At 72.0% G+C, this 26,246-nt stretch carries 23 protein-coding genes, 1 tRNA gene and 1 pseudogene; 15 read left to right on the top strand and 10 right to left on the bottom strand.

Going from position 1 to position 26,246, the window contains the following annotated elements; all coding sequences use genetic code 11:
- Positions 1–10: 10 nt before the first annotated feature.
- Complete coding sequence (locus tag ACIBG6_RS28480; protein WP_399225511.1) at positions 11–1,318, bottom strand: DUF1254 domain-containing protein; 1,308 nt, start codon at positions 1,316–1,318, stop codon at positions 11–13.
- A gap of 338 nt (positions 1,319–1,656) precedes the next feature.
- Here ACIBG6_RS28480 and ACIBG6_RS28485 point away from each other — a divergent pair, with 338 nt between their 5' ends.
- Together ACIBG6_RS28485 and ACIBG6_RS28490 are read left to right on the top strand one after the other, a co-directional pair.
- Positions 1,657–2,328, top strand: coding sequence for a DUF4097 family beta strand repeat-containing protein (locus ACIBG6_RS28485; RefSeq protein WP_399225512.1), 672 nt, complete (start codon positions 1,657–1,659; stop codon positions 2,326–2,328).
- Positions 2,329–2,378: 50 nt separating this feature from the next.
- Complete coding sequence (locus tag ACIBG6_RS28490; protein WP_399225513.1) at positions 2,379–3,194, top strand: alpha/beta fold hydrolase; 816 nt, start codon at positions 2,379–2,381, stop codon at positions 3,192–3,194.
- A gap of 86 nt (positions 3,195–3,280) precedes the next feature.
- Here ACIBG6_RS28490 and ACIBG6_RS28495 read toward each other — a convergent pair whose 3' ends face one another.
- Complete coding sequence (locus ACIBG6_RS28495) at positions 3,281–4,075, bottom strand: FG-GAP repeat domain-containing protein (RefSeq protein ID WP_399225514.1); 795 nt, start codon at positions 4,073–4,075, stop codon at positions 3,281–3,283.
- Between the two features lie 25 nt (positions 4,076–4,100).
- A pseudogene (locus ACIBG6_RS28500) lies at positions 4,101–4,316 on the bottom strand (VOC family protein); the annotation flags it as partial.
- Between the two features lie 148 nt (positions 4,317–4,464).
- Here ACIBG6_RS28500 and ACIBG6_RS28505 point away from each other — a divergent pair.
- Positions 4,465–4,848: a VOC family protein gene (locus tag ACIBG6_RS28505; protein WP_399225515.1), complete on the top strand. Its 384-nt coding sequence runs from the start codon at positions 4,465–4,467 to the stop codon at positions 4,846–4,848.
- Positions 4,849–4,913: 65 nt separating this feature from the next.
- On the opposite strand, the gene ACIBG6_RS28510 is transcribed toward ACIBG6_RS28505, so the two are convergent.
- From ACIBG6_RS28510 to ACIBG6_RS28520, 3 genes are all read right to left on the bottom strand, one after another.
- Complete coding sequence (locus tag ACIBG6_RS28510) at positions 4,914–5,846, bottom strand: cellulose-binding protein (RefSeq protein ID WP_399225516.1); 933 nt, start codon at positions 5,844–5,846, stop codon at positions 4,914–4,916.
- A gap of 124 nt (positions 5,847–5,970) precedes the next feature.
- Complete coding sequence (locus ACIBG6_RS28515) at positions 5,971–8,448, bottom strand: SUKH-4 family immunity protein (RefSeq protein ID WP_399225517.1); 2,478 nt, start codon at positions 8,446–8,448, stop codon at positions 5,971–5,973.
- Between the two features lie 7 nt (positions 8,449–8,455).
- Entirely contained in the window at positions 8,456–9,454 is a 999-nt protein-coding gene (locus tag ACIBG6_RS28520) for an SMI1/KNR4 family protein (RefSeq protein WP_329623026.1), read from the bottom strand.
- Positions 9,455–9,701: 247 nt separating this feature from the next.
- On the opposite strand from ACIBG6_RS28520, the gene ACIBG6_RS28525 reads away from it, so the two are divergent.
- Together ACIBG6_RS28525 and ACIBG6_RS28530 are read left to right on the top strand one after the other, a co-directional pair.
- On the top strand, positions 9,702–10,214 hold the full coding sequence (locus tag ACIBG6_RS28525; RefSeq protein WP_317596083.1) for a YwqJ-related putative deaminase: 513 nt from the start codon (positions 9,702–9,704) through the stop codon (positions 10,212–10,214).
- Between the two features lie 10 nt (positions 10,215–10,224).
- Positions 10,225–10,719, top strand: a complete 495-nt coding sequence (locus tag ACIBG6_RS28530; protein WP_399225519.1) for an SUKH-3 domain-containing protein — start codon at positions 10,225–10,227, stop codon at positions 10,717–10,719.
- Between the two features lie 5 nt (positions 10,720–10,724).
- Here ACIBG6_RS28530 and ACIBG6_RS28535 read toward each other — a convergent pair whose 3' ends face one another.
- The gene (locus tag ACIBG6_RS28535; protein ID WP_399225521.1) at positions 10,725–12,047 is read right to left on the bottom strand and encodes a sensor histidine kinase; all 1,323 of its coding nucleotides are present in this window, start codon (positions 12,045–12,047) and stop codon (positions 10,725–10,727) included.
- Positions 12,048–12,196: 149 nt separating this feature from the next.
- On the opposite strand from ACIBG6_RS28535, the gene ACIBG6_RS28540 reads away from it, so the two are divergent.
- From ACIBG6_RS28540 to ACIBG6_RS28550, 3 genes are all read left to right on the top strand, one after another.
- Positions 12,197–12,268, top strand: a tRNA-Gln gene (locus ACIBG6_RS28540).
- 109 nt (positions 12,269–12,377) lie between these two features.
- Positions 12,378–13,823 (top strand): bifunctional UDP-N-acetylglucosamine diphosphorylase/glucosamine-1-phosphate N-acetyltransferase GlmU, encoded by a 1,446-nt coding sequence (glmU, locus tag ACIBG6_RS28545; protein WP_399225522.1) that lies wholly within the window; start codon positions 12,378–12,380, stop codon positions 13,821–13,823.
- A 121-nt stretch (positions 13,824–13,944) separates the two neighbouring features.
- Positions 13,945–14,919 (top strand): ribose-phosphate diphosphokinase, encoded by a 975-nt coding sequence (locus tag ACIBG6_RS28550; protein ID WP_056649212.1) that lies wholly within the window; start codon positions 13,945–13,947, stop codon positions 14,917–14,919.
- 56 nt (positions 14,920–14,975) lie between these two features.
- On the opposite strand, the gene ACIBG6_RS28555 is transcribed toward ACIBG6_RS28550, so the two are convergent.
- Both ACIBG6_RS28555 and ACIBG6_RS28560 read right to left on the bottom strand, forming a co-directional pair.
- Positions 14,976–15,851 carry a serine hydrolase gene (locus ACIBG6_RS28555; RefSeq protein ID WP_399225523.1) on the bottom strand — a complete coding sequence of 292 codons (876 nt, stop codon included), beginning with the start codon at positions 15,849–15,851 and terminating at the stop codon, positions 14,976–14,978.
- Positions 15,848–16,795 (bottom strand): LysR family transcriptional regulator, encoded by a 948-nt coding sequence (locus tag ACIBG6_RS28560; protein ID WP_399225524.1) that lies wholly within the window; start codon positions 16,793–16,795, stop codon positions 15,848–15,850. The genes ACIBG6_RS28555 and ACIBG6_RS28560 overlap by 4 nt, the downstream gene beginning before the upstream one ends.
- Positions 16,796–16,881: 86 nt before the next feature.
- Between ACIBG6_RS28560 and ACIBG6_RS28565 the strand changes: the two genes are divergently transcribed.
- From ACIBG6_RS28565 to ACIBG6_RS28585, 5 genes are all read left to right on the top strand, one after another.
- Positions 16,882–18,504, top strand: a complete 1,623-nt coding sequence (locus ACIBG6_RS28565; RefSeq protein WP_399225525.1) for a penicillin-binding transpeptidase domain-containing protein — start codon at positions 16,882–16,884, stop codon at positions 18,502–18,504.
- Positions 18,505–18,787: 283 nt separating this feature from the next.
- Positions 18,788–19,372 (top strand): 50S ribosomal protein L25/general stress protein Ctc, encoded by a 585-nt coding sequence (locus ACIBG6_RS28570; protein ID WP_399225526.1) that lies wholly within the window; start codon positions 18,788–18,790, stop codon positions 19,370–19,372.
- Positions 19,373–19,504: 132 nt separating this feature from the next.
- Entirely contained in the window at positions 19,505–20,104 is a 600-nt protein-coding gene (gene pth, locus ACIBG6_RS28575) for an aminoacyl-tRNA hydrolase (RefSeq protein WP_399225527.1), read from the top strand.
- A 42-nt stretch (positions 20,105–20,146) separates the two neighbouring features.
- On the top strand, positions 20,147–20,590 hold the full coding sequence (locus tag ACIBG6_RS28580) for a hypothetical protein (RefSeq protein WP_399225528.1): 444 nt from the start codon (positions 20,147–20,149) through the stop codon (positions 20,588–20,590).
- Between the two features lie 124 nt (positions 20,591–20,714).
- A complete protein-coding gene (locus ACIBG6_RS28585; protein WP_399225529.1) occupies positions 20,715–21,482 on the top strand; it encodes an LPXTG cell wall anchor domain-containing protein in 768 nt (255 codons plus the stop codon).
- A gap of 69 nt (positions 21,483–21,551) precedes the next feature.
- On the opposite strand, the gene ppc is transcribed toward ACIBG6_RS28585, so the two are convergent.
- Entirely contained in the window at positions 21,552–24,281 is a 2,730-nt protein-coding gene (gene ppc, locus ACIBG6_RS28590; RefSeq protein ID WP_399225530.1) for a phosphoenolpyruvate carboxylase, read from the bottom strand.
- Between the two features lie 248 nt (positions 24,282–24,529).
- Here ppc and ACIBG6_RS28595 point away from each other — a divergent pair, with 248 nt between their 5' ends.
- Both ACIBG6_RS28595 and ACIBG6_RS28600 read left to right on the top strand, forming a co-directional pair.
- Positions 24,530–25,513: an acyl-CoA desaturase gene (locus ACIBG6_RS28595; RefSeq protein WP_399225531.1), complete on the top strand. Its 984-nt coding sequence runs from the start codon at positions 24,530–24,532 to the stop codon at positions 25,511–25,513.
- The gene (locus tag ACIBG6_RS28600) at positions 25,513–26,211 is read left to right on the top strand and encodes a TetR/AcrR family transcriptional regulator (protein WP_399225778.1); all 699 of its coding nucleotides are present in this window, start codon (positions 25,513–25,515) and stop codon (positions 26,209–26,211) included. The genes ACIBG6_RS28595 and ACIBG6_RS28600 overlap by 1 nt, the downstream gene beginning before the upstream one ends.
- Positions 26,212–26,246 lie beyond the last annotated feature (35 nt).

Here is a 26,246-nt window from a genome sequence, read left to right on the forward strand (position 1 = left end):
GTGTTTCTGGTCAGTCGATGCGCCGGAGGGGCGGCAGGGTCCATGTGCCGTCGAGGACGGGTGGCTTGGGCCAGTAGAGGCGGAAGAAGAGGTTGAAGGGCCCGGCGGGGGCGGGGAGCCAGTTCGCCTCCTGATGCGGGCCGGGACTGTCCTGCTGGACATGGAGGGTCAGCGAGCCGTCGTCGGCCAGGACGAGGGGATCGCGGTCGCCGATGGCGTAGCGGTTGAGCGGGTTGTCGGCGAAAGCCTGACGCTCGTCGTAGAGGGTGAGGGACCAGAAGCCGTCCACCGGGGGCAGTTGCTCGGCGGTGAAGTGGATCCGGTAGCGGTGCCGACCGGTCAGGGGGCGGCCTTGGTCGTCCTGGCGCGCGCCGGGGTAGATCGCGTCGGCGTCCAGGTTGGCGCCCAGGCCGATCTGGGCGACGAAGGCCCGCCGGGTGTAGTCGGTGCCGAAGTCTCCGTTGTCCCGCAGGGTGGACCAGCCTCCGGGGCTGTTGTCGAACTGTGCCGCCTTGGCCTGCGCGAGGGCCTCCCGGCCGGCAGCGGGGGCGGCAAGCACGGCTTGGCGGGCCTCGTGGCTCAGCGCGTCCGGGTTCCAGGGCTGTCCGGCGATGAGACCGAGGGCGGCAAAGCGTTCCATCGCCGGAGCGTCGGCGGCAGTGGGCGGGTTGTCGACCAGCAATTCGGCCAGCTGAGAGAAGAACGCCTCGCCACTCAGTGCCTCGACGTGTTCCACGGGAGCCACGCTCGGGGGCTGCGCGGGCAGCGGAGGAACGGACGGAGGCTGCGGCGCTGCCGGGTCGAAGCGGGACAGCGGTTCCAGGCGCATCTTGTCCTGCAAGGCGTGCACGGCCGGGTAGTCCGCCGGCCCGGCGGTGTTGATCCGGCCGATCACCCAGGCCAGGGCGGTGGGCGCGTCGAGGCGCTGGACCCCGTCCGGCAGGGTGCCGTCCCACCCCGGACCGCACACCGCGAAGACGTCGGCACGTCCCCCCGTGGTGCGGCTGCCGGGAGAGGCGAAGACGTCCGTCCAGGCCGACAGGATCGGCAGCATCCAATACCGGCCGTCGCTGTCCGCGACACTGATCAGCATCGGCTCCGCCCGCAGGTCCAGCCACGCGATGGAGTACAGCGTGTCGGCATTGGGCGACACCACCGAGGTGAACGAGGCGTCCGGGAACTCCCGCCGGTGGGAGAACGCATTGACCGGTGGCTCTTGCGGGCCCGACGTCATCGCTCGACGCGTGGTGTCCATCAGCATCAGCGGATAGCCGAACAGCCACGCTTCCGTCGCCAGACCAGAGAAATCGTCAGCCATGTGCCGCACTCCCGTCAGTTGGAACCCTTCCACCAGGCCGAACTTCCCACGAGGGACACCCTTCGGCCACTCGGCCGACGACGGGAACGCTGCGCCCTCGCCCTCTTCGATGCCGTTGCGACCTGACATTCACCATCAATTCATTGCAACGCAGGAGGAAGGATTGTTGCGTTAGACGGCATGGCCGTTGCAATGAATTCCCGCCAATGACCTGCAATGATGCGCATCCAGCGCAACGGAGGCGTTGCCGAACTGTCGAACGCAACGTAGCGTTTCTCTTGTCGGAAACGGCGCGGGCGAGGAGTCCGGGCCGGCCGCGAGAACACGAGGAGCGCATCATGCAGAAGTTCGCCACCCCCGCCGCGATCGTCACCGTCCTGGCCGTCCCGGCGGGCCGGATCCGGTTCATCGCCGCCGACCGGACGGACACCACGGTCGAGGTCCTCCCCGCGGATCCGTCGAAGAGCAACGACGTCAAGGCTGCCGAGCGGGTCGCCGTCGCCTACGGCGACGGTGTGCTGCGGATCGAGGCCGCGGAGCCGAAGAGCCGGATCCTGGGCGGCTCGGGTGCGGTCGAGGTCACCGTCCAGCTCCCGGCCGGCTCCCGCGTCGAGGCGACCACCGCGACCGCGGAACTGCGGGGTGTGGGGCGCCTGGGTGACGTCACCTACGACAGCGCGCAGGGCACGGTCAAGCTCGACGAGACCGCCTCCGCCCGCCTGACCCTGCAGGCCGGTGACATCACCGTCGGCCGCCTGGGCGGCCCGGCGGAACTCCGCACCCTGAAGGGCGACATCCGTATCACCGAGGCGAAGACCGGCACGGTCACGGTCCGTACCGAGTCCGGCGACCTGGAGATCGGCGCCGCCCGCGGCGTCTCCGCGACCCTCGACGCCGGCACGACCTACGGCCGCATCACCAACACCCTGCAGAACAGCGAGGGTTCGACGGCCGGGCTGAACATCCACGCGACCACCGCCCACGGCGACATCACCGCCCGCAGCCTCTGAAACACCCGCATCGCCCCTCCCCTCCCTGCCATCCGGAAAGAAGGCTCGTCATGACCGTCACCGCCCTCACCCATCCCGCTGCCTGGACCGGTACGGTCTCGGTCGACGACACCCGCCTCGCCGTGACCGACACCGGCGGCGCCGGCCGCCCCGTCGTCTACCTCAACGGCTCCTACGCCGACCAGAAGCACTGGCGCCACGTGATCGGCGAACTCGGCGGCGACTACCGCCACATCACCTACGACGAGCGCGCCCGAGGCAAGTCCGGCCTCTCCGCCGACTACACCTTCGCCGCCTGCCTGCGCGACCTCGACGCCGTCCTCACCGCCCGAGGCATCGACCGCCCCATCCTTGTCGGCTGGTCCTACGGCGCGATGCTCGCGGTCCACTGGGCCGCGCAGAACCCCGACCGCGTCCACGGGGTCGTGTCCGTGGACGGCGCCATGCCCCACTCCTGGCTCGACGACGCCACCAAGACCCAGGTCCGCAAACTCTTCCGTCGCCTCAGCCCGCTCTTCCCGATCGCCCGCCGGCTTGGCATGGCGGCCCGGATGAGCGCCGAACAGCACGCCGAGATCAACATCGAGGTCAACGAACTCTGCGCACCCGCCGCGCTCGATCCGGTCTTCGACCGCATCACCGTCCCCACCCGCTACGTCCTGGCCACCGGCGGCAACCTCGGCGGCGACCCCGTCCTGATGGAAAAGATCCGCGCCGACCTCACCCCGGTCACGACCCGCAATCCGAACATCCGGATCAGCGCGAAGGTCCCCAGCAACCACTCCAAAATCCTCCGCAAGGACTACCGCGCCATCGCCGACGCCACCCGCGAAATCGCCACCGGCACCGACCGCCAGGCCGCCTGAGCGTGGCACGGCAGACGACATCAGGAAGGGCATCAGGAACGGCGCGGGTCGCCCAGGCCCCCAGAGGTGGACGTGTCCGGCGGGCTTCAGGTGGGACCGGCCCGCCAGAACACCTCGTCGTGCCCCGAGTGCCAGGACAGTACGGAGCCACCGGGGCCCGTCTTGAACGGTGACCGCCAGTCGCCCGTGCCGGCGTAGAAGGTCGTCTCGCCGCCGCCGCGGGAGGCCAGCAGGTCGGGGCGGCCGTCCCGGTTCGCGTCACCGATGCCGACGAGGTGGCCGTATCCGCTCCAGCCGCCGCCGATCCGCACCCGCTCCGCGAACGACCCGTCACCCTTCCCGAGATACAGCCACAGCACACCGGCCCGGTCCCGGGCGACGAGGTCGCCGGCCTTCGCGCCGCCGATGTTCCCGACGGCCGTGACGTGGTTGTACGTCCCCCAGCCACCCCCGACCCTCTTGCGGGCGGAGAAGGGGGCCTTGGCGTTGCCGGTGCCCGGGTAGACCCACAGGACGCCGGACTTGTCGGTGGCGAGGAGGTCGGAGCGGCCGTCGCCGGTGACGTCGCTGCCGCCCGCGAGCCGGTCGTACGCCTGCCAGCCGCCGCCGACCCTGACCCGGCCGAGGAAGGCTCCCCGGCCCCACGCGCCCGCCCCCTGGTACAGCCAGAGGACCCCGCTCCGGTCCCTGGCCACGACGTCGGCGATACGTGTTCCCGCCACGTCACCGGTGGCCCTCGTGCCGACGACGACCGTCGTGGAGGACGCGGGTGCCACCCAGGCGACGTGCCCCGCCGTGACCGATCCGGTCCGGACGTGGACGCTGCTGGTTCCGGTGACGGGGTACGTGTCGGTGATCACGCCGGTCGGGATGTCCAGCACGACATCGGCGTACCGGGTCCGGGCAGGGCTGGTCGGCGGGGAGGGTCGCGCCCAGCGCGAGAAGCTCGGTCTCGGCCTCGTCCAGGTCGTCGACGTCGAAGCAGAGGTGGCTCTGCTGCGGCACCGCCCCCTCGGGCCAGATCGGTGCCCTGTACGCGTCGATCCTCTGGAAGCCGACGTACAGACCGCCCTCGCCCTCGCCGAGGAGACCCGCGAAGTCGCCGTCCGAGCCCTCGTGGAGCGGGGGCCCCGTGAGGCTAGTCCGTCAACTGACGCCCCTGCGAGCCGAAATCGGCGAGCGGCCCGCCCGGGGGCGGTGCGAGGATGGCGGCGCGTTCCGGCGATGACCGGGGCGAGGACGTGAGCTGGTTTCGAGCGGTGGAGGCGGCATGGCCAAGGAATTCCAGGTGACGTACGACTGTGCCGATCCGGGCGCGCAGGCGACGTTCTGGGCTCAGGCGCTGGGCTACCGGCTCCCGCCGCCGCCCCAGGAGCCGAACCTCCGGGCGGCCATCACCGATCCGGACGGCAAGGGACCGCGCATCTACTTCCAGAAGGTGCCGGAGGGCAAGACGGTGAAGAACCGCCTGCACCTGGACGTGCGCGCGGCACCCGGCCTGACCGGGGACGAGCGGATGGCCGTGCTGGAGGACGAGTGCACCAGGCTGGAGAAGCTGGGCGCGAAGCGGCTGTACCGGCTCGAATCCGACGGTGTGGACGAGGGGATGATCGCGATGGCCGACCCGGAGGGGAACGAGTTCTGCCTGGACTGAGGGCAGGGCGCAGGCTTTGAAGAGGCTTCCGCGCAGCGGAAGCCTCTGAGCCCCCGTCCCCTCCCCTAGGCCTCGTCCGCGTCCTGCTCGTCCTGCTCGCCCTCCTCGGCCTTCTCGGCCTTCTCGGCCTCCTCCGCCGGCGGTGCCACCCGCCCCGTCAGCGCCGCCAGCGAGTTGCGGATGTGCTCCATGTGCCCGTGGATCTCGTCCCGCGCCTCGTCGTGCTCCCGCAGCACCCGCTCCGTCTCGCGCTCGGCCCGCTCCCTCTTCATCCGGGCCTCCGCGAGGATCTCCTCCGCCCGCGCCTCCGCGTCCTCCTGGCCGTGCCGGGCCTGCTCCTCGGTCTCCGCCAGGGCGCGCTGCGCCTCCGCTAGCCGCTCCTCCGCGCGGGCCACCAGCTCGTCGTGGCGCGCGTCCAGATCGGCCGCCTTGCCCTCCGCCGTACGCTCAACCTCGTCCCGTACCGCCGTCTGCTCGGCCCGCTGCTCTTCGAGGAGCTCCGTCGCCCGGTGCTCGGTCTCCTCGAAGACCTCCCGCGCCGCGGACCGCTGCTCCTCCGCCTCACGGCCCGCGTCCGTCGCCAGCTCCTCGGCCCGCTCGCGCGCCGCCGTCAGGGTCGCGCGGGCCGCCGACTCGGCCGCCGTCCGGACGCCCTCCGCGTACGCCCGGGCCGACTCCTCCGCCTCCCGGCCCGCCGCATCGGCCGCCTCCGCGAGGGACTGCGCCTCGGCCTCCGCGGCACGGACAAGCGTCTCGTCCTCCTGCTCGGCCATCTCCAGGATCTTCCGGGCCCGGTCGCTCAACGCCTCGTACCGCTGCGGCGCGAGCGCCTCGACGGCCTCGCGCAGCCGTACCGCCTCCGCCTCCATGTCTTTCGCGAGGACGGTGAGCCGCGCCGCCCGCTCCCACGCCCCGTCGCGCTCCTCGGAGAGCGCCGCGAGGTGGCGGTCGACCTGCTCGGGGCGGTATCCGCGCCCCCGTCCGACAGCGAAATTCATCCCTGACGCCCCTTCCCTGTGACCCCAACGGCCCGAACGTCCAGGATGCGCCATCAGAACGGACAAAAGACGCCCAACGTGGATACACGTCGAGCGCCTTTCGTCACATTCTGTCCATCTGTGCCTACAGGAGGCCGTCCCACATCTGCTCGAGCAGCACGGACCACCAGTTCTCCGGCGACGACAGCGCCGCCGGATCCAGCATCGCCAACTGCGCCTGGAAGTCGACCGTCCAGCGCCCCGCCTGCTCCGGGTTGAGCCCGAAGCGCAGCCGCCACATCCGGCCGAGCAGCGCCATCGAGCGGGCGAACTCCGGCAGCCCGGTGTTCACGAACTGCGGCGGCACCGACTGCCCGCCCGGACCGGCCTCCACCGGCACCGCCACGATGTGCGCGGTCCCGTACTGGACGCAGATCGCCCGCCCGAAGTCCGAGCCGAGCACCAGGTACGAACTCGCGTCCGGGGCCGACTGCACCTGCCGCTGCGCCGCCAGCTCCGCGAGCGTCGGCACCACCGGCACGGCCGGCTGCGCCCAGAAGAACGGACCGAAGTCCGCCGGCAGTCCTGCCCACATCAGCGTCCGCGCCACCAGCTCCGGCACACCCTGACGCGACACCGCGTGCTGGTCGAAGCGGAGGATGCCCGGGCCGAACGCCCCGGCCAGCTCCTGCGCGATCGCCTCCGGCGGGACCGGCGGCGCCGGCTGCACCTGCGGCAGCGGCGCCCGCACCGGCGCCGGACGCGCCGGACCGTCCGCGACCTGATGCAACTCGCCCTGATGGGTGAGGAGTTGACGCATGCCCTGCTGCCGGCCCGCGTGGTCGCGACCGTACGGGGCGATGCTCGTGATCCGCGCCTGCGGCCACGTCTCCCGGATCATCCGCGCGCAGTAACCGCCCGGCAGCTCACAGGACTCCAGCTCCGTGTGCAGTTCGAGCACCTGCTGCGGCGGCACGTTCATCGCGCGCAGCTCGTGCAGGATCTGCCACTCCGGGTGCGGGGTGCCCGGCGCCGAACGCCGGATGATCTGCGCCTCGGAACCGTCGGGCGCCCGGTAGCGCAGCACCGCCTGATAGCCGGGGCCGACCGTCGGCTGACCCGCGGCCTGGGGATACCCGTACGCGGGCGCCACGGGCCCCGGGCCGGGCGGCGGCGTGTGCCCGCCGTGCACCGGCGGCGGCGGAGCCGGCGGCCCCGGAGGCGGCGGCACCGACGGGCCGCCAGGACCGGGGTGCGCCAGCATCGTCGCGGCGTGCGCCACGCCACCCGCGGGCGTACCACCGGGCACACCCGGCGGCGGCGGGGGCGGCGGAGGCGCGCCCGGACCACTCTGACTCGGGTGCGCCAGCATCGTCGCCGCCTGGTGCACGGGCTGCGGCGGGGTCGGCGGACCGGGAGGACCGGGAGGGGCCGGCGCACCGGGCGGACCCGGCGGGGCGGGCTGCGGCGGCTTGAGCCCCTCGGGCCCGAGCTGCGACACCAGCTGCGTCGGTACGTACGCGGGGGCACCCCCCAGCGACGCGCCGGGCACACCCGGCGCGCCCGGCGGCGGCGGAGGCGTCGCCGGACCGCGCCCGCTCTTCGGCGGCAGCGCGGCCTTGCTCGTCGCGGCGTCCGCGATGTCCCCGGCACCCGGCGCCCGCGGCGCGGGCGGCGGCGGAGGCGGCGTCGCACCGGGCCCGGCCGCCGGAACCGGAGGACCGGGAGGCGCGGGCTGGACAGGAGGCACCACCGGAGCCGACGGCGGCGGCGCCGACGGGTCGAGGCGCGGAGCCACCGCGGTCGGGGGCAGCGCGCTGCCCCCCTTCATCAGGGCGGTCGGTGCGTCGGCACCCACCAACGGGGGCGGCGTGTCCTCGTCGTCCGTCCCCGACAGCGGCGGCGCGAACACGGTCGCGGGCAACGGCACCGCCCCGTCCGCACCACCGGAACTCGCGTTCGCGTCCGCCCACGGACTCGCCGCGGGAGCGGGGGTCGGGGTGGACACGGGAGCAGGAGTCGGAACGGGTACGGGCGCAGGCGCGACCGGGGGAGCAACCGGAGCCACCGGAGCGGCCGCGGCCGGAGCCGTCGGCTCGTCCGCCCCGACACCAGCCGACGACGCCACCGAAACCGAAGCGGCCGAAGATGCCGAAGCCCCCGAGGTGTCCGAAGACACCGAATCCGACGCGTCGTCCACCGGCGCGGACGAACTCCCGCCCTCCTGCGACGCGTTCGGCCCCTGCGGCAGGCCGATCCGGTCCGCCGCGTCCTGGAGCCACTCCGGCGGGCTCAGCAGGAACGACGTCTGGTTCAGATCGATCCTGGCCGCCTGCGGCGCCGCCGGGGCGGCCGCCTCCTCCTGCGACCCGTACTCCTCCTCGTACCGCCGGATCACCTCGCCCACCGGGAGCCCCGGCCACAGCGTGGCCTCGCCGCTGTCCCGCGCGATCACCAGCCGCTGCCGGCCGCCGTCCGAGACGGGACCGCCCTGACGGTCCTCCGACCACACCACGAAGCCCAGTTCGAACTCCCGCACCCGCACCTCACGGTGCTGGTACGCCGGCAGGTCGCCGTTGATCCATTCCTCGGCGCGCTCCTGCGCCTGCGCGAACGTCACCACAGCCAGTTCACTCCCCTACCGGGACCACGGGCACGGCGCGCGCGAAGCCGCCGTCCACCATCAGGTTCGCCACCGTCTCCAGCTCCGGCGGATTGCCGGCGAGACGCTGCAGGAAGACGTCGAAGTCCTCGCCGCAGGGCAGCAGCAGCCGCTCGACCCGCTCGGCCACCGACCAGGCGCCCGCCTCCGGCCCGGAATCCCGCGCGTCGTCGTACGCGCAGAACCACACCGAGCCGATCGCGTCGCCCCGCACCTTCACCGCGACCAGACCGCCCTGGACGAAGGCGACGCCCAGATAGTCCTTGGTCAGGTGGTCACGCAGACACTTGTTGACGTAGACGAGGTCGTTGACGCCCGCCTGTTCCCGCACCGTGAAGAACGGCTGGTCGACCAGGAGCCCCAGCTCCGCGTCGAGCGCCGCGCCCACCGGCGCGCACCCGCCCGCCGCCTTCAGGAACGAGCGGTACGCGCCGGGCAGCCGGTAGCCGAGGTCCTCCTCGACGCCCTGGAGCTGCGACTCCGACACCGACACGAGCGTCTTCGGCAGGCCGAAGTGCGCGGGACGGGTCTCCTGGAGCGGCCGCGTGCCGCGCTTCGCGTGATCGACGGCGGCCGTCGCCACTCCACCGTGATGGCGCAGCAGCGCCTTCACCTCGACCGGCACGAGCTCCATCCGGCGACTGCGCGCCACGTGGTGCCAGGTCCAGCCGTGCGGGGTCGCGACCGGCGGGATCGTGTCCCACAGCTCATGACCGGTCGCCGCCATCGCCGCGTTCGCCGACACGTAGTCCGTGAGACGCAGCTCGTCGACGCCGAAGCCCTCCGGAGGATCGGCGATCTCCGCCGCCGCACGCGCGTACGGCGAGAAGTCCGGGTGGCCGTGCTCGTCGATCCGTACCCCTCTGGGGTGACGGGCGGCGCGGACCGGGTCCGGAAAATGCACGACCTGCCCGGCATAGGCCGCGTTCGGTGGCGCGGTGTCCTGCCCGAGCCGACCTGTCGTCATGGCGGTTGCCCCCTGCACTGGCGTCGCTGACTGCTGCTACCGACTGATCTGGGACAGCCTATGCGCTGCCACAAGAGCTCGAACGGCCCCCGCCCGACGGTGACCAAGTGTCACGACGCCATGACAGTTGCACCATGATTCCGACACACCGGCCCCACCGTTCGCGCCCCCAGCTTCCCCATATGGCTCCCTATTTGGCAGGCTGTGCACGCAACTCGGGGGATTGCAGGAGGGGAAGACACGCACCATGCAAACAGCAACGACGCCCACACAGGGTGACCCACGCCTCAACTGGAGCAGCAGCGCCGAAGCCACACGGGCGCCCTTACTGCGTCACCGCCGCGACGGCATCCTTCCCACCGTCGGGGCCGCTCTCTCCGTGCGCGGCGAGACCCTCACGTGCACCGCGGGCCGCGGCGACCGCCCGCCCCTCCTGCACGCGCTCGTCCAGGACTTCCTGGACACCCTCACCGGCAACCAACGGGAACGCTTCACCGGGCGCTGCCCCGAGGCGATCCTGCTCTCCCGGCACCTCACGGCCACCGAGAACGGCCGCTCCAAGCGCGCCCAGCGCAAGCCCCTCACCCCCGGCGAGGCCCGCCGGTCCCTCAAGCACGCCAAGCTCACCGCCCGGCGCATCCGGGAGGACGGCGACCCGCTCCACGGCAGCTACGCGGCCCCCTGTCGCTCCTGTACGGCGATGCTCGCCCACTTCGGTGTCCGCACCGTCGACCCCACGACACCTGTCGAGAACGGCTGACCGCACACCCATGCCCGACCACCTCAGCACCACACGCTTCCCGGTCAACGTCGACGCCGCCCTCCGCGAGGCCGGCTGGCAGCCCGGCCGCTGGGACATCAAGCTCGCCGAGGAGTGGGCCGACGCCCTGCGTGCCCACGTCTCCCCCGCCGGCCACCGGCACAGCGTCTTCCCCGCGGCCGTCGAGGCCTGGGCGGAATTCGGCGGACTGCGGATCACCGCTCCCGGGCACGGGCGGCAGATAGCGCCCGCGACCGTCCGCTTCGACCCGCTCGCCGGGCTCCACCTCGCGCGCACCCTCGCCGACCTGGGGCGCGCCCTGGAGAGCGAGCTCGCCCCGCTCGGGGAGGAGGGCGAGCACCAGGCCGTCCTGGCGATGGACGTCGAAGGTCGGGTCTACAGCCTCGACCACGCGGGCGACTGGTACCTCGGCAAGGACATCGACGCGGCGCTTTCGACGCTGATCAACGGCGTCCAGCCGAACCGTCTGACGACGGGGCAGTAGACCTTCTACTCCCCCGTCGGCAGCACCGCGGACACCTTGAACCCGCCCGCGTCCGTCGCACCCGCCACGAACACGCCACCGAGCCGCGCGACCCGCTCCCGCATCCCGACGAGCCCGTTCCCCCCGCTCGGCAGGTGCGCGTCGGCGACGCCCGCGTCCGACGGACAGGGACCGTTCTCCACCTGCATCGCGACCTCGGCCTCGCGGTGCGCGAGGCGCACCACGACCTCGGCGCCCGCCGCGTGCTTGTGGACGTTGGTCAGCGCCTCCTGCACCACGCGGTACGCCGTACGCTCCACCTCCGGCGGATACGCGCGCGCCTCCCCCAGCACCACGAGCTCCACGACCGCCCCCGCGAGCCGGGACTGCTCGCACAGCGCCTCCAGGACGTCGAGGCGCGGACCGTCGTCGGCGGCGGCCTCCGCGGCGGCGGCAGCGGCACGCCCCACGGCGGCCAGCGGCACCACGGCAGGGACGACCGGCGCCAGATCCTCCCGCAGAACCCCCAGCATCTCGCGCAACTCCGTCAACGCCTGCCGCCCCATGTCACCGACCAGGGCGGCGTTCCGCACGGCCTTCTGCGGGTCCTTCAGGGCCACCGCCTGGAGGGCCGCCGCGTGCACGACCATCAGCGACACCCGGTGCGCGACGACGTCGTGCATCTCCCGGGCGATCCGGGTCCGCTCCTCCCGCCGGGCCCACTGCGCCCGCTGCTCGGCCCGGTCGGCGAGGAGCGACAGCTCCTGCTCCAGACTGTCGGCCCGCTCGCGCAGACTCTCCATGAGACGGCGGCGGGCCCCTATGTAGAGGCCGAAGAGCACGGGCGGCGCGTTGAGCCCGAGGGTCATGAAGAGCGAGACGACGGGCACGTACCAGCCGCTCGGGTCGATGTCCGGCTGCCCGACATCGGCCTGGGCGACGTCCTGGCGCATCCGCACGAAGGTCACGACGAACACGGCGACGGTCGACATCGAGGCCAGGACGGCGGTGATGCGGCGCGGGACCTCGGAGGCGGCGAGCGTGTACAGCCCGACGATCCCCATCAGGAAGCCCATCTCGGCGGGCGTGACGGCCATGGAGACGAGCACGACGGCGATGGGCCACCGCCGCCGCACGAGCAGCGTCGACCCGACGATCAGCCCGAACAGCACCCCGACGGGCACGGGCAGCCCGGCCTTCTCGGCGAACCCGATGCCCTGAAACCCGCACTCCAGTGCGGAGAGGAGAGCGAGCCCCACATCAAGAGCGACACTCCGCCGTCTCCCCCACCACCACCAACTCCCCGAACGAACGCCCACAGCGTCCCGGTCTGCCCCCGTCGCGGTCATGCCCTCCACCCTACGGGCGCGCCACGCGTCACCACCCGCACCGCGGGCACTCCGGAGCTATACCGTCGCGTGGAAGGTGCCTGGTACGGCATAGTGGAGGCCGCCGGGGCACAGGACTGACGGCCTGTCCGTTTTGACCCCACACGCCATCCCCTGTGGTGTAATTGGCAGCACTGAGGCTTTTGGTGCCTTATGTCCGGGTTCGAGTCCTGGCGGGGGAGCTTCTTCACCAGGGTCCTGACCGTCACGGTCAGGACCCGCGCTCATGTCCGGCCCCCGGCCCCCCGGTATCCTTCGTGCGTCCACCACCCAAAGCCGAAGGGCATTCCCGTGAGCGCCAACCGCCCGGCAGCCGTCGTCGTCCTCGCAGCGGGTGAGGGCACCCGCATGAAGTCGAAGACCCCCAAGGTCCTGCACGAGATCGCCGGACGTTCGCTCGTCGGGCACGTCGTGTCCGCCGCCCGCGAGCTGGAGCCCGAGCACCTCGTCGTGGTCGTCGGGCACGCCCGTGAGCAGGTGAAGGGTCACCTGGAGGCGCACTACGCCGGGACCCGGACCGCCGTGCAGGAGGAGCAGAACGGCACGGGGCACGCCGTGCGCATGGCCCTTGAGGAGCTGGGGAAGACGCCCGACGGCACCGTCGTCGTCGTCTGCGGCGACACCCCGCTGCTCTCCGGCGAGACCCTGAAGGCCCTGGCCGGCACGCACGCCGCCGACGGCAACGCCGTGACCGTGCTGACCGCCGAGGTGCCGGACTCCACCGGCTACGGCCGGATCGTGCGCGACGCCGCCGGTGCCGTCACCGCGATCGTCGAGCACAAGGACGCCTCCGCCGAGCAGCTCGCCATCCGCGAGATCAACTCCGGGGTGTTCGCGTTCGACGGGAAGCTGCTGGCCGAGGCCCTCGGTCAGGTGCGGACGGACAACAGCCAGGGCGAGGAGTACCTCACCGACGTGCTGTCGATCCTGCGCGAGGCCGGCCACCGCGTCGGCGCCTCCGTCGCCGGCGACCACCGCGAGATCCTCGGGATCAACAACCGCGTGCAGCTCGCCGAGGCCCGCGCCCTGCTGAACCAGCGGCTCCTGGAGCAGGCCATGATGGGCGGCGTCACCGTCGTCGACCCCGCCTCCGTGTTCATCGACGTGACCGTGACCTTCGAGGCCGACGCCGTCATCCTGCCCGGTACGCAGCTGCTCGGCGCCACGCACGTCGCCGAGGACGCCGTCGTCGGCCCGAACAGCCGGCTGAAGGACACCCGCGTCGGCAAGGGCGCCCGGGTGGACAACACCGTCTCCGACACCGCCGTCGTCGGCGAGGGCGCCTCCGTGGGGCCGTACGCGTACCTCCGTCCGGGCACGAACCTCGGCGCGAAGGCCAAGGCCGGTACGTACGTCGAGATGAAGAACGCGACGATCGGCGAGGGCACCAAGGTCCCCCACCTGTCGTACGTCGGCGACGCGACCATCGGCGAGTACACGAACATCGGCGCCGCGAGCGTCTTCGTGAACTACGACGGCGAGGCCAAGCACCACACCACGGTCGGCTCCCACTGCAAGACCGGCTCGGACAACATGTTTGTGGCTCCCGTCACCATCGGGGACGGCGCCTACACCGCCGCCGGGTCCGTCATCACGAAGGACGTCCCGGCCGGTGCACTGGCCGTGGCCCGGGGCCAGCAGCGGAATATCGAGGGTTGGGTGGCCCGGAAGCGGCCCGGAAGCGCTGCCGCGCAGGCCGCTCAGGTCGCTTCGGAGGACTCCGCAAGCGAAAGCTGACCGGAAACGGGTGCGTCGAACTCGGCGTACCGTGATACGTGCACACAAATTCGGCTGGTTCGCACACGCGCTCGCAGGGCGTGGGTTCGCGGCCAGAGAACACGTCTGAGGAGACAGTGCTGTGACCGGGATCAAGACGACCGGCGAGAAGAAGCTGATGCTCTTCTCCGGCCGCGCCCACCCCGAGCTGGCCGAGGAGGTCGCGCACCAGCTGGGCGTCGGTCTCGTTCCCACCAAGGCGTTCGACTTCGCCAACGGTGAGATCTACGTCCGCTTCCAGGAGTCGGCCCGCGGCGCGGACTGCTTCCTGATCCAGAGCCACACGGCTCCGATCAACAAGTGGATCATGGAGCAGCTGATCATGGTCGATGCGCTGAAGCGGGCCTCGGCCCGCAGCATCACCGTGATCATCCCGTCGTACGGCTACGCCCGTCAGGACAAGAAGCACCGTGGTCGCGAGCCGATCTCGGCCCGTCTGGTCGCGGACCTGCTGGAGACGGCGGGTGCGGACCGCATCCTGACCGTGGACCTGCACACCGACCAGATCCAGGGCTTCTTCGACGGCCCGGTGGACCACCTGTCGGCGCTGCCGGTCCTCGCGGACTACGTGGGTGCGAAGGTCGACCGCGCGAAGCTGACGATCGTCTCCCCGGACGCCGGCCGTGTGCGTGTCGCCGACCGCTGGTGCGACCGTCTCGACGCGCCGCTGGCGATCGTGCACAAGCGCCGCGACAAGGACGTCGCCAACCAGGTCACCGTCCACGAGGTCGTCGGTGACGTGAAGGGCCGCGTCTGTGTCCTGGTGGACGACATGGTCGACACCGGTGGCACGATCTGCGCCGCCGCGGACGCCCTGTTCGCGCACGGAGCCGAGGACGTCATCGTGACGGCCACGCACGGCATCCTGTCGGGCCCGGCCGCCGACCGCCTGAAGAACTCCAAGGTCAGCGAGTTCGTCTTCACGGACACGCTGCCGGTTCCGGGCGCCCTCGAGCTCGACAAGATCACGGTCCTGTCGATCGCGCCGACGATCGCGCGCGCCGTGCGCGAGGTCTTCGAGGACGGCTCCGTGACGAGCCTCTTCGAGGAGCACTGAGTCCGTAGCAGTACCTAGGAAGGGCCGCTCCCCCGTACTCGGGGAGCGGCCCTTTCTCATGCCCTGAGCGCGTCCACCGCGATCCTCGCCGCCGCGCCGATCGCCGCGTCCGCCGCCGGCAGCGTGACGTCCGTGGAGGCCGCGCGGGTGAAGACGGCCACCGCGTACCGTCCGCCGTCGGGGTACTCGACGACGCCCGCCTCGTGCCGGAGGGTGGGCAGGGAGCCGGTCTTCCCGCTGACGCGGACGTCGTCGAAGGGGAAGCCGGCGGCGAGCCGGTGGCTCCAGGCCTGGAGGCCGAGGAGGGCCCGCAGCTCCTCGCCGTGCTCCCCCGGACAGACCTCGTCGCGCCAGACGGCCGCGAGCAGGGCGGCGATCTCGCGCGGGGTCGAGCGGTTCGTACGCGTCGGGTCGAGGGCGCGGAGCCGGGCGACGACGGCGGGGTCGGTGAGGGCGGCGGGGTCGCCGTGGGCGTCCTCGCGGACGGTCTCGAAGAGTTCCCGCATGGTCTGGACGGCGTGGGTCCTGGTCAGTCCGAGGCCGGCCATGGTGGCGTTGACGGTGTCGAGGCCGAGGGCGTCCCAGAGGAGGTCGGCGGCGGTGTTGTCGCTGACGGCGACGGCGAGGCTCGCGAGGTCGCGGAGGGAGAGCCGGGCGGCGTCGCGCATGACGGAGAGGCCGGTCGCACCGGGGGCGCGGCCCTCGGCGGGGATGTCGACGGGGCGGGTCGGGTCGACGAGGCCGAGCGAGGACTGCCGGTAGAGGGTGGCGACGAGGCAGAGCTTGTGGACGCTGGCGGTCGGTACGAGGGTGTCGGAGCCGAGGCCGAGTGCGCTGCCCGTGTCGATGTCGACGGCGTGGAGCCGGCCGGTGACGCCCGCGTCGGAGAAGGCCGCGGTGATGCGGCGGTGGGCGGCGGCGTGCGCGGTCACAGGGGGAACTCCGATGCGGGGCGGGGGAAGACCATCCTCGTCGACGGGGCGGGGCGCATGTCCGCGTGCGCGCGGAGGACCGCGTGGGCGGTGTCGGCGAAGAGGCGTACGGCGGGGCTGTCCTTGCCGTCGGGCCAGGCGGTGGAGGTGCGCCAGGTGACGGTGGCGCCGCGGAGGGGGCGCCAGACGGTGCCGGCCTCGTCGGGGGTGCGGGGGACGAGGGCGACGGCGCCGCCGGAGAGGACGAGGCCGCGGGTGAAGTCGGGTCCGGTGGCGGCGAGGACGGCGGCGGGGGTGCAGCCGTGGCGGGCGCAGGCGGTGAGGGTCTCGTCGTGGAGGGCGGGGGCCTCGGCGCGGGGGAAGAGGACGAGGTCGCGGCCGGTGAGGGCGGCGGCGGGGAGTTCGGGCGGGGCGGCGAGCGGGTCGTCGGCGGCGAGGAGGGCGCCGAGGGGCTGGTGGAGGGTGGGGCCGAAGGCGAGGCCGGGGGCGGGGCAGGGGTGGCGGACGATGCCGACGTCGAGGGTGCCGGCGGCGAGTTCGGCGGTCTGGGCGGCGGTGGGGAGTTCGCGGAGTTCGAGGGTGGCGCCGGGTGAGCGTTCGCGGAAGGCGGTGAGGAGGGCGCCGACGGCGGTGGCGCCGAGGCCGGGTGGTACGGCGGCGCGGAGGGTGCCGGCGGCGCCGCTGTGGACGCGGGCGACGGTGGCGGTGAGCCGGTCGGCGGCGGCGAGGAGCTGGTCGGCCTCGGTGAGGACGAGGCGGCCGGCGGGGGTGAGGGTGGCGCCGCGGGCCCCGCGGTCGAGGAGGCGGACGCCGAGTTCGCGTTCGAGGCGCTGGATGCGCTGGGAGAGGGAGGGCTGGGCCATGCGCAGGCGGGCGGCGGCCCGTCCGAAGTGTTGTTCCTCGGCGACGGTCCTGAAGTACCGCAGGTGCAGGAGCAGGTCCATGAGCAGCAAGGATAGGCAATCAGCTATGTATTTCATGGCGATTCGAGTCTTGGACTGGTCGTACGCGTGTCTGTTTCGCTGCCGGTATGACGACACATCGAGCAGGGGTGGGGCGGGCGAGGCGGCGGCGCTGGCCCGCGGTGGCGGTGACGGGTGCGCTGGTGGCGGGGGCCGCCGGGTGGGCGGTCGCGTACGGCCCGCTGAAGAAGGGCGAGGAGCCGCCGAGGACGGCCGATCCGGAGGCCGTACGGACGGCTCAGGCGTTCCTGAGGAGTTGGGCGGCGGGGGATCTCCCGGCGGCGGCGCGGCTGACGGACTCGCCGGCGAAGGCCGAGGAGACGCTGCGGAACTTCACCGCGGGTCTGGAGATCACGAAGCCGGCGCTGACGGCGGGCGCGGCCCGCGTGGACGGTGAGGCGGGCGCCGGCGCCCGTGTCCCGTACCGGGCGAGGATGCCGGTGGCGGAGCTGGGGACGTGGTCGTACGGCTCCGAGCTCGCGGTGGCGCGTACGGAGGCGGGGTGGCGGGTGCGGTGGGAGCTGCCGCTGATCCATCCCCAGCTGAACGACAAGCAGCGGTTCAAGCTGGTGGAGGAGGAGTCGGCGGAGCTCGCGGCGGTGGACCGGGACGGGAAGGCGATCTCGGCGGCGGAGCATCCGTCGCTGGTCTCGGTGCTGGGCCTGGGCGGCGGGAAGCCGCGGGGCGAGGTGCGGGTCGTGGACCGGATCACGGGCGAGACGAGGTCGACGGCCGTGCGCTTCGGGCCGGATCCCGGGGAGGGCGGCGGTCCGCTGCGGACGACGATCGACGCGCGGATCCAGCGGGCGGCGGAGAGGGCGCTCGCCCGGCACGCCGACGGGCGGAACGCGGGTCTGGTGGCCGTGCGGATCGACAGCGGTGAGGTGGTGGCGGTGGCGAACGGGCCGGCCGGCGGCTTCAACCGGGCCTTCCAGGGCACGTACGCGCCGGGGTCGACGTGGAAGGTGGTGACGACCGCGGCGCTGCTGGCGAAGGGGGCGGTGACGCCGGAGTCGCGGGTGGACTGTCCGAAGTACCTGACGGTCGGGAAGCAGTTCCACAACGTGGAGACCTCGGAGATTCCGGGGGCGACGTTCCGTGAGGACTTCATCCATTCGTGCAACACGGCGTTCGTGGCGCTGCGGGGGCGTCTCACGAACGACGAGATGACCGTGTTCGCGAAGGACTACTTCGGGATCGGGCCGGAGTGGAAGACGGGTGTGGGCTCGGTGGACGCCGAGGTGCCGGTGCCCGCGAGCGAGACGGAGAAGGCGGCGGCGCTGTTCGGGCAGGGGAGGCTGCGCACTAATCCGCTGGCGATGGCGTCGGCGACGGCGACGGCGGTGTCGGGGACGTTCCACCAGCCGCTGCTGGTGAAGGGGACGGAGCAGCCGGCGGTGGCGACGAAGCCGCTGCCCTCGGGGGTGGTGAAGCAGGTGCGGTCGCTGATGCGGGACACGGTGACGGACGGGTCGGCGAAGGTCCTCGCGGGGCTGCCGGGCGAGGTGGGGGCCAAGACGGGGACGGCCGAGGTGACGGAGGACGGGAACAACAACGGCTGGCTCGTGGCGTACGACGACGAGATCGCGGTGGCGTGCGTGGTGGAGGGGGCGGAGAGCGGTTCGGGGTCGGCCGGTCCGGTCCTGCGCGACCTGCTCGCGGAGTCGGGCGGGGGCGGCGCGGCGGGCTGACGGGGGCCGGGGAGGACCAAGGAGCCCAGGGGGCCGGGGAGACCAGGGGGGCCGGGGAGACCAGGGGGCCAGGGAGGCACAGGTCGGAGGGGTCCCGGTTGATCCATTTGGGCGGCCCGGTGGCGGCGGGTAGACTGCCGTAGTTGCTCGGCGAGGGAGGCCGTACCCGTACGAATGTACAGGGTCACGGCGGTCCGTTATCGACGCGCTCTTCGTAGCAGGCCATCGCCAGTCGTGGCCGGGTGACCCAGTTTTTTCGTCACCTTTCTACGAGGAGTGCACCATGTCCGAGGTCAAGCTCGCCGCTTCCGTCCGTACCGAGTTCGGCAAGGGCGCCGCTCGCGCGGTCCGCCGTGACGGCCAGGTTCCCGCCGTCGTCTACGGCCACGGTGCCGAGCCGGCGCACGTGACCCTCCCGGCCCACGACCTGGCGCTCGCGCTGCGTACGCCGAACGTCCTGCTCTCCCTGGACGTCGACGGCAAGAACGAGCTGGCGATCCCGAAGGCCGTCCAGCGTGACGCCATCAAGGGCTTCCTGGTCCACGTCGACCTGCTCCTCGTGCGTCGTGGCGAGAAGGTCACCGTCGAGGTCGTCGTCGAGACCGAGGGCGAACTGGCCCCGGGCAGCTTCCTGGTCGAGAACGTGCTGAACACGCTCTCCGTCGAGACCGAGGCCACGCACATCCCGACCTCCGTCACCGTTTCCATCGAGGGCCTGGAGGCCGGTAACTCCATCCTCGCCAAGGACGTCGAGCTGCCGGCCGGCACCACCCTGGTGACCGACCCCGACGCCGTCGTCATCCAGATCCTGTCCGCCCAGTCCGAGGAGCCGGCCGCCGAGGCCGCCACCGAGGGTGCCGAGGCCTGAGCCGTAGGCTCTGCCTGAGGGCTTGCCTACGGGCCCGCCTGACGGGCTCTGCTTGACGTGACGGGGTGACGGGCCGATCGGCCCGTCACCCCGTTTCTCTTGTACGGACGGATACGAGGAGACCTGACGCACATGACGGACGACGACCCGAACGCCCCCTGGCTGATCGTCGGCCTCGGCAACCCGGGACCGGAGTACGCGGCCAACCGCCACAACATCGGCTTCATGGTGGTGGATCTGCTCGCGGACCGGATGCGCGGTTCGTTCAAGCGGGCGCAGAAGGCCCAGGCGCAGGTCGTCGAGGGCCGGATGGGTCCCCCCGGGCCGGAGAACCGCCGGGTGATCCTCGCGAAGCCGATGTCGTACATGAACCTGTCGGGCGGTCCGGTGACGGCGCTGCGCGACTTCTACAAGGTGCCGACGGCGCGCATCGTGGCGATCCACGACGAGCTGGACATCGACTACGCGGTGCTGCGGCTGAAGATCGGCGGCGGCGACAACGGCCACAACGGTCTGAAGTCGATGACGAAGGCGATGGGTCCCGAGTACCACCGGGTGCGGTGCGGGATCGGGCGTCCGCCGGGCCGGATGCAGGTCGCGGACTTCGTCCTGAAGGACTTCTCGTCGACGGAGCGCAAGGACCTCGACTGGTTCGTGGACCGGGCGGCGGACTCGGTGGAGTGCCTGGTGGCCGAGGGCCTGGAGCGGGCCCAGTCCGCGTACAACTCGTAGGGCCCCCGGACGCGGGAACGTACGACTGTACGATCGCGGGTCATGACGCACGTCCGTAACGCCGCCATGACCCTGGTCGCCCTGCTCCTCGTCGTCGGGGGTGCGTGGGCGTCGTGGGACTCCGCCCAGCACGTCCTGCTCGCCAAGGGCCGTGAGCACGGGACGCTGACGGTGACCGGCTGCACGGAGGACACGTGCAGCGGTACGTACGCCGCCGAGGACCCGTCGTCGCCGCGGCGGACGCTGACGATCGAGGCCTCGGTCGCGGCGGAGAAGGGCGTGACGATACCGGTGGTGGTGAAGCCGGGCACGGACGAGGGCGTACGGACGGGCTGGGGCGGCGGTCTGCACGCGTGGCTGCCCCTGGGCGGGGCGCTGCTGCTCGCGGCGCCGGTGGTCGGCGGCGGGCTGCGGCTGACGAGGACGGCGTGGTCGCTCGCGGGAGCGGGCGGGGCGCTGCTGGTCGCGGCGTTCCTGACGCTCTGACAGGATTTGGCCGTTTCATGGCGCGATCGTTACGGGCCACTGGGTTAAGGCCGACTTATAGCGACGGATAGTCTGCGTCCGCCATCCCCCACGGCATCCTCATCTCCGAGACGGACGACTGCACATGCGACGTACTCTCATCTCCTCCGGCGCGCTCGTCGCGGCCGTGACAGGCTCCCTCGTGCTGGCCCCCGCCGCCTTCGCCTCCGAAGGCCCCAAGGGCGACAACGGCACGGTCAAGATCCACGACGCGAACACCGACGAGGAAATCAAGGCCAACGAGCCGAAGGTCTGCACGTTCTACCTCGACGCCTTCCACTTCGACGCGCAGCAGAAGGCGACCTGGCGCATCGAGGCCTGGTCGAACAACGACCAGGAGAAGGGCACCGAGGTCAAGGACGGCTCCCTGACTCTCGACGCCGAGGGCCACGGGCGCACCGAGGACCTGACCCTCGCCGACGGCCAGTACAAGCTGTTCTGGAACTTCGAGGGCGAGAACGGCAAGGCCAAGCACAAGGTCTTCAAGGTCGACTGCCCGGACGAGACGCCCGGCACCGAGACCCCCGGCACGGAGACCCCGGGTACGGAGACACCCGGCACGGAGACACCCGGCACGGAGACACCCGGCACGGAGACCCCGGGTACCGAGTCCCCGGCTCCCTCCGAGACGACGCCCGGCGGTACCGAGTCCCCGGCTCCGTCCGAGACCCCGTCCGTGACCGCCCCGGCCGGCGAGACCGCCGGCACCGACGGCACCGACACCAAGGGTGAGGGCGACCTCGCCGAGACCGGCTCCAGCGCCCCCGTCGGCGTCCTCGCCGCCGTCGCCGTGGCCCTCGCGGGTGCCGGCGCGTTCCTGGTGACCCGCCGCCGCAAGGCGCAGCAGCACTGACGTACCCCGTACGCATGACTGTGCCCCCGTCGGATTCCGGCGGGGGCACAGTCATGGACAGGGGTCGGATCAGCCGGTGTTGCGCAGGCCCGCCGCGACACCGTTCACCGTGAGGAGCAGGGCCCGTGCGAGCAGCGGGTCCGGGTCCTCGCCGCGCTCGGCGGCCGCGCGCTGGCGGGCGAGGAGGGCGACCTGGAGGTAGGAGATCGGGTCCAGGTAGGCGTCGCGGATCGCGAAGGTCTGCTGGAGGACCGGGTTGGAGTCGAGCAGCGTCTCGCCGCCGGTGATCTTGAGGACCTCGGCGACCGTCAGCGCGTGCTCGGCCTCGATGGCCTCGAAGACGTGCTTCAGCTCGTCGGGGACGAGGGTGTCGACGTAGTGACGGGCGATCCGCAGGTCGGTCTTCGCGAGCGTCATCTCGACGTTGGCGAGGAAGTTGCGGAAGAAGTGCCACTTCCCGTACATCTCGCCGAGGACCGCGTCGAGACCGGCCTCGCGCAGGGCCTTGAGGCCCGAGCCGACGCCGAACCAGCCGGGGACGATCTGGCGGGACTGCGTCCAGCCGAAGACCCACGGGATGGCGCGCAGTCCGTCGAGACCGGCACCCGAGTCGGGGCGGCGCGACGGGCGGGAGCCCAGGTGGAGGTCGGCGAGCTGGTCGACCGGGGTGGCCGCGAAGAAGTACGCGGGCAGGTCCGGGTCCTCGACCAGCTTGCGGTACGCGGTGTGGGCGGCGTCCGAGACGGTGTCCATGGCCGCGTCCCAGCGGGCGAGGGCCTCGTCGGACTGGCGCGGGGAGGTGTGGAGGGCGGAGGCCTGGAGGGTGGCGGCGACCGTCAGCTCCAGGTTCTCCCTCGCGAGGGACGGGATCAGGTACTTGTCGGAGATGACCTCGCCCTGCTCGGTCACCTTGATCTCGCCCTCCAGCGTGCCCCAGGGCTGCGCGAGGATCGCGGTGTGCGAGGGGCCGCCGCCGCGGCCGACGGTGCCGCCGCGGCCGTGGAAGAGGCGGAGCCGTACGCCGTAGCGGTGGGCGACGTCGCGGAGCCTGCGCTGGGCGCGGTGGATCTCCCACTGGGAGGTGGTGATGCCGCCGAACTTGGAGGAGTCCGAGTAGCCGAGCATGACCTCCTGGACGTCGCCGCGGAGCGAGACGAGGCGCCGGTAGGAGGGATCGGCCAGCATGTCGTTGAGGATGACGTCGGCGGCCTTGAGCTCGTCGGTGGTCTCCAGGAGCGGCACGATGCCGATCTTGGCCCAGCCGGCGTGCAGGTCGATCAGACCGGCCTCGCGGGCGAGGACGGCCGCGGCGAAGACGTCGTCGGCGCCCTGGCACATCGAGATGATGTACGACTCGATGACCTCGGGGCCGAAGCGCTCGAAGGCCTGCTTGATGGTGTGGAAGACGCCGAGGGTCTTCTCGCCGGCGGCGTCCAGCGGGGCCGGGGTCGGGGCGAGCGGGCGGCGCGAGCGCAGCTCCTTGGCGAGCAGCTTCTGCCGGTAGTCGCGCGGCATGTCCGCGTACCGCCAGGACTCCTCGCCGAGGCGGTCGAAGAGCTGGCCGAGGGCGTGGTGGTGCGCGTCGGCGTGCTCGCGGACGTCCATGGTGGCGAGCTGGAGGCCGAAGGCCGAGAGGGTGCGGATGGTGCGGTCCATCCGGCCGTCGGCGAAGAGGCCGCCGCGGTGCTCGCGCAGCGAGGTCTGCACGAGGGTGAGGTCGTGGATCAGCTCGGCGGTGCCGAGGTAGTCGCGGCCGTCCTGGTGCGGGGTGCCGGAGGCGAGGCGCTCGCGGGTGTTGACGAGCTTCTGCCGGATGCAGGTGGCCTTGAGCCGGTACGGCTCCTCGGCGTTGAGGCGCTTGTAGCGGGGGCTGATCTCCGGGAGGAGCTCCAGGTCGCGCTGGAGGGAGTCCAGGAGTTCCTGGGTGGCTCCGGTGTAGCGGATGGAGTTGGAGAGGAGCCCGCGCAGGAAGTCGACGAGTTCGAGGGCGTCGGTGATCCCGTGCTCGTGCTGGAGGATCAGGACGTCCCAGGTCACCTGCGGGGTGACGTTGGGGTTGCCGTCGCGGTCGCCGCCGATCCAGGTGCCGAAGGTCAGCGGGCGCGTGCCGGCGGGCAGCTCGACGCCGACGCGCTCCAGCTCGGCGGCGAGGTCCTCCAGGACGTCGCCGACGGCGTTGGCGTGCAGCTCGTCGAGGTAGTAGATGGCGTTGCGGGCCTCGTCGGCGGGCTCGGGCCGGACGACCCGGAGCTCGTCGGTCTGCCAGATGAGGTCGATGTTCTCGGCGAGCCGCAGGTCGTGGCGGCGCCGGTCGGCCTCGATGACCGGGGTCTCCAGGAGGGCGGCGATCCGGCGCAGCTTGTTGAGGACGGAGCGGCGGGCGGCCTCGGTGGGGTGCGCGGTGAAGACCGGGCGCACGTTGAGGTTCTTGACCGTCTCGCGGACGTGCTCGGGGTCGCCGTCCTTGAGCATGTCGGCGGTGCGGGCGAGGAGGCCGCCCTCGGCGGCGCGCTTCTCGCGCATCTCGCGGCCGCGGTGGACCTGCTCGGTGACGTTCGCCAGGTGGAAGTAGGTGGAGAAGGCGCGCACCAGCTTGGCGGCGGTCTCCAGTTCGACGCCACGGAGCAGCTCGGCGGCTGCCTCGCCGTTCTCGCGGGTGAGGCTGCGGACCTGCTCGACGAGGTCGAGGAGCTCGTGGCCCTCCTGCCGGACGAGGGTCTCGCCCAGCAGATCGCCCAGTCGGCGGATGTCGGCGCGCAGCTCGGCGCTGGCGGTGGGGGTCTGGTCGGCACTGCTCACAGGTGCGGCTCCTTGCAGTGTTTGAGCACGTCTGGAGGGGTACTGGAGGCTTGCGGACCGCGCTGTCCGACGCACCCAGGATAGGTGTCCGCCGTGGCGGCGTGGCCAACGCCCCTCTCGTGCCCTCTTGCCGCGCGTCACGGCGCTGCCATACTTACGACGCCGTAGGTTACGGAGGCGTAGCCACGGCGTAGGTTTCCGCTTCTTCGTCGACCTTTCACCCTCACCCTCATCCCCAGGGGACACCCATGACCATCAGCTCCGAGGTGACCTCGGCGCCCGAGGCGTCCGACGCCGCCACGGCCCTGCCCTCCGCCACGCTGGGCGGGGACAGCAAGGGTTCGATCGAGCAGATCACCCTGGCCCTGTTCATCACGGTGCCGTTCGTGGCGCTGCTCGCGGCGGTGCCGCTGGCCTGGGGCTGGGGGGTGAGCTGGCTGGATCTCGGGCTGATGGTGGCGATGTACTACATCGGCTGCCACGGGATCACGATCGGTTTCCACCGTTACTTCACGCACGGTTCCTTCAAGGCGAAGCGGCCGCTGCGGATCGCGCTCGCGATCATGGGGTCGCTGGCCGTGGAGGGTCCGCTGGTGCGCTGGGTGGCGGACCACCGCAAGCACCACAAGTTCTCGGACGCGGAGGGCGACCCGCATTCGCCGTGGCGTTTCGGGGAGACGGTCCCGGCGCTGATGAAGGGCCTGTGGTGGGCGCACATCGGCTGGATGTTCGACGAGGAGCGGACGCCGCAGCACAAGTACGCCCCGGACCTGATCAAGGACCCGGCGATTCGGGGGATCTCCCGCCACTTCCTCTCCTTCACGATCCTGTCCCTGGCGATCCCGCCGCTGGTGGGCGGCCTGGTGACGATGTCGTGGTGGGGCGCGTTCACCGCGTTCTTCTGGGGCTCGCTGATCCGGGTGGCGCTGCTGCACCACGTGACCTGGTCGATCAACTCGATCTGCCACGCGGTGGGCAAGCGTCCCTTCAAGTCGCGTGACCGCTCGGGCAACGTGTGGTGGCTCGCGGTGCTGTCCTGCGGCGAGTCCTGGCACAACCTGCACCACGCGGACCCGACCTCGGCCCGGCACGGGGTGCTGCGCGGCCAGGTCGACTCCAGCGCGCGGCTGATCCGCTGGTTCGAGCTGGCGGGCTGGGCGTCGGACGTGCGCTGGCCGGCGAAGGAGCGCATCGAAGCCCGGCGGCAGAACCCGTCCGCAGAAGCGGCATGATGGAAGACGTGGCGATCGACGGCAGTTCCAGTGGTACCGGCAGCACCGACAACGGCAGCGGCGAGCGGAAGCCCCAGCGTGGCCGCCGGGTGAGGATGACGGGCGCGGAGCGCCGGGAACAGCTCCTCGACATCGGCCGCACGCTGTTCGCCGAGAAGGGCTTCGAGGGCACGTCGGTGGAGGAGATCGCGGCGAAGGCCGGGGTCTCCAAGCCGGTGGTGTACGAGCACTTCGGCGGCAAGGAGGGGCTGTACGCGGTCGTCGTCGACCGGGAGATGCGGCAGCTCCTGGAAGGGGTGACGGGCGCGCTGACCGCGGGCCACCCGCGGGAGCTCCTGGAGCAGGCGGCGTTCGCGCTGCTCGACTACATCGAGAAGTACACGGACGGCTTCCGGATCCTGGTGCGGGATTCGCCGGTGGCGCAGTCGACGGGCACGTTCGCCTCGCTGATCAGCGACATCGCCACGCAGGTCGAGGACATCCTCGGGATGGAGTTCAAGAACCGCGGCTTCGACCCGAAGCTGGCCCCGCTGTACGCGCAGGCGCTGGTGGGCAGTGTGGCGCTGACGGGCCAGTGGTGGCTGGACGTGCGCAAGCCGGACAAGGCGGAGGTCGCGGCGCACCTGGTGAACCTGGCGTGGCACGGCCTCGACGGTCTGGAGCAGAAGCCGCGGTTGATAGGGCATCGCAAGAACTGAACCGGAAAGTTCGATTCCGGCGCTTTCACTGAGTA

The organism is Streptomyces sp. NPDC050842 (assembly GCF_044456565.1).
Lineage (GTDB): Bacteria > Actinomycetota > Actinomycetes > Streptomycetales > Streptomycetaceae > Streptomyces.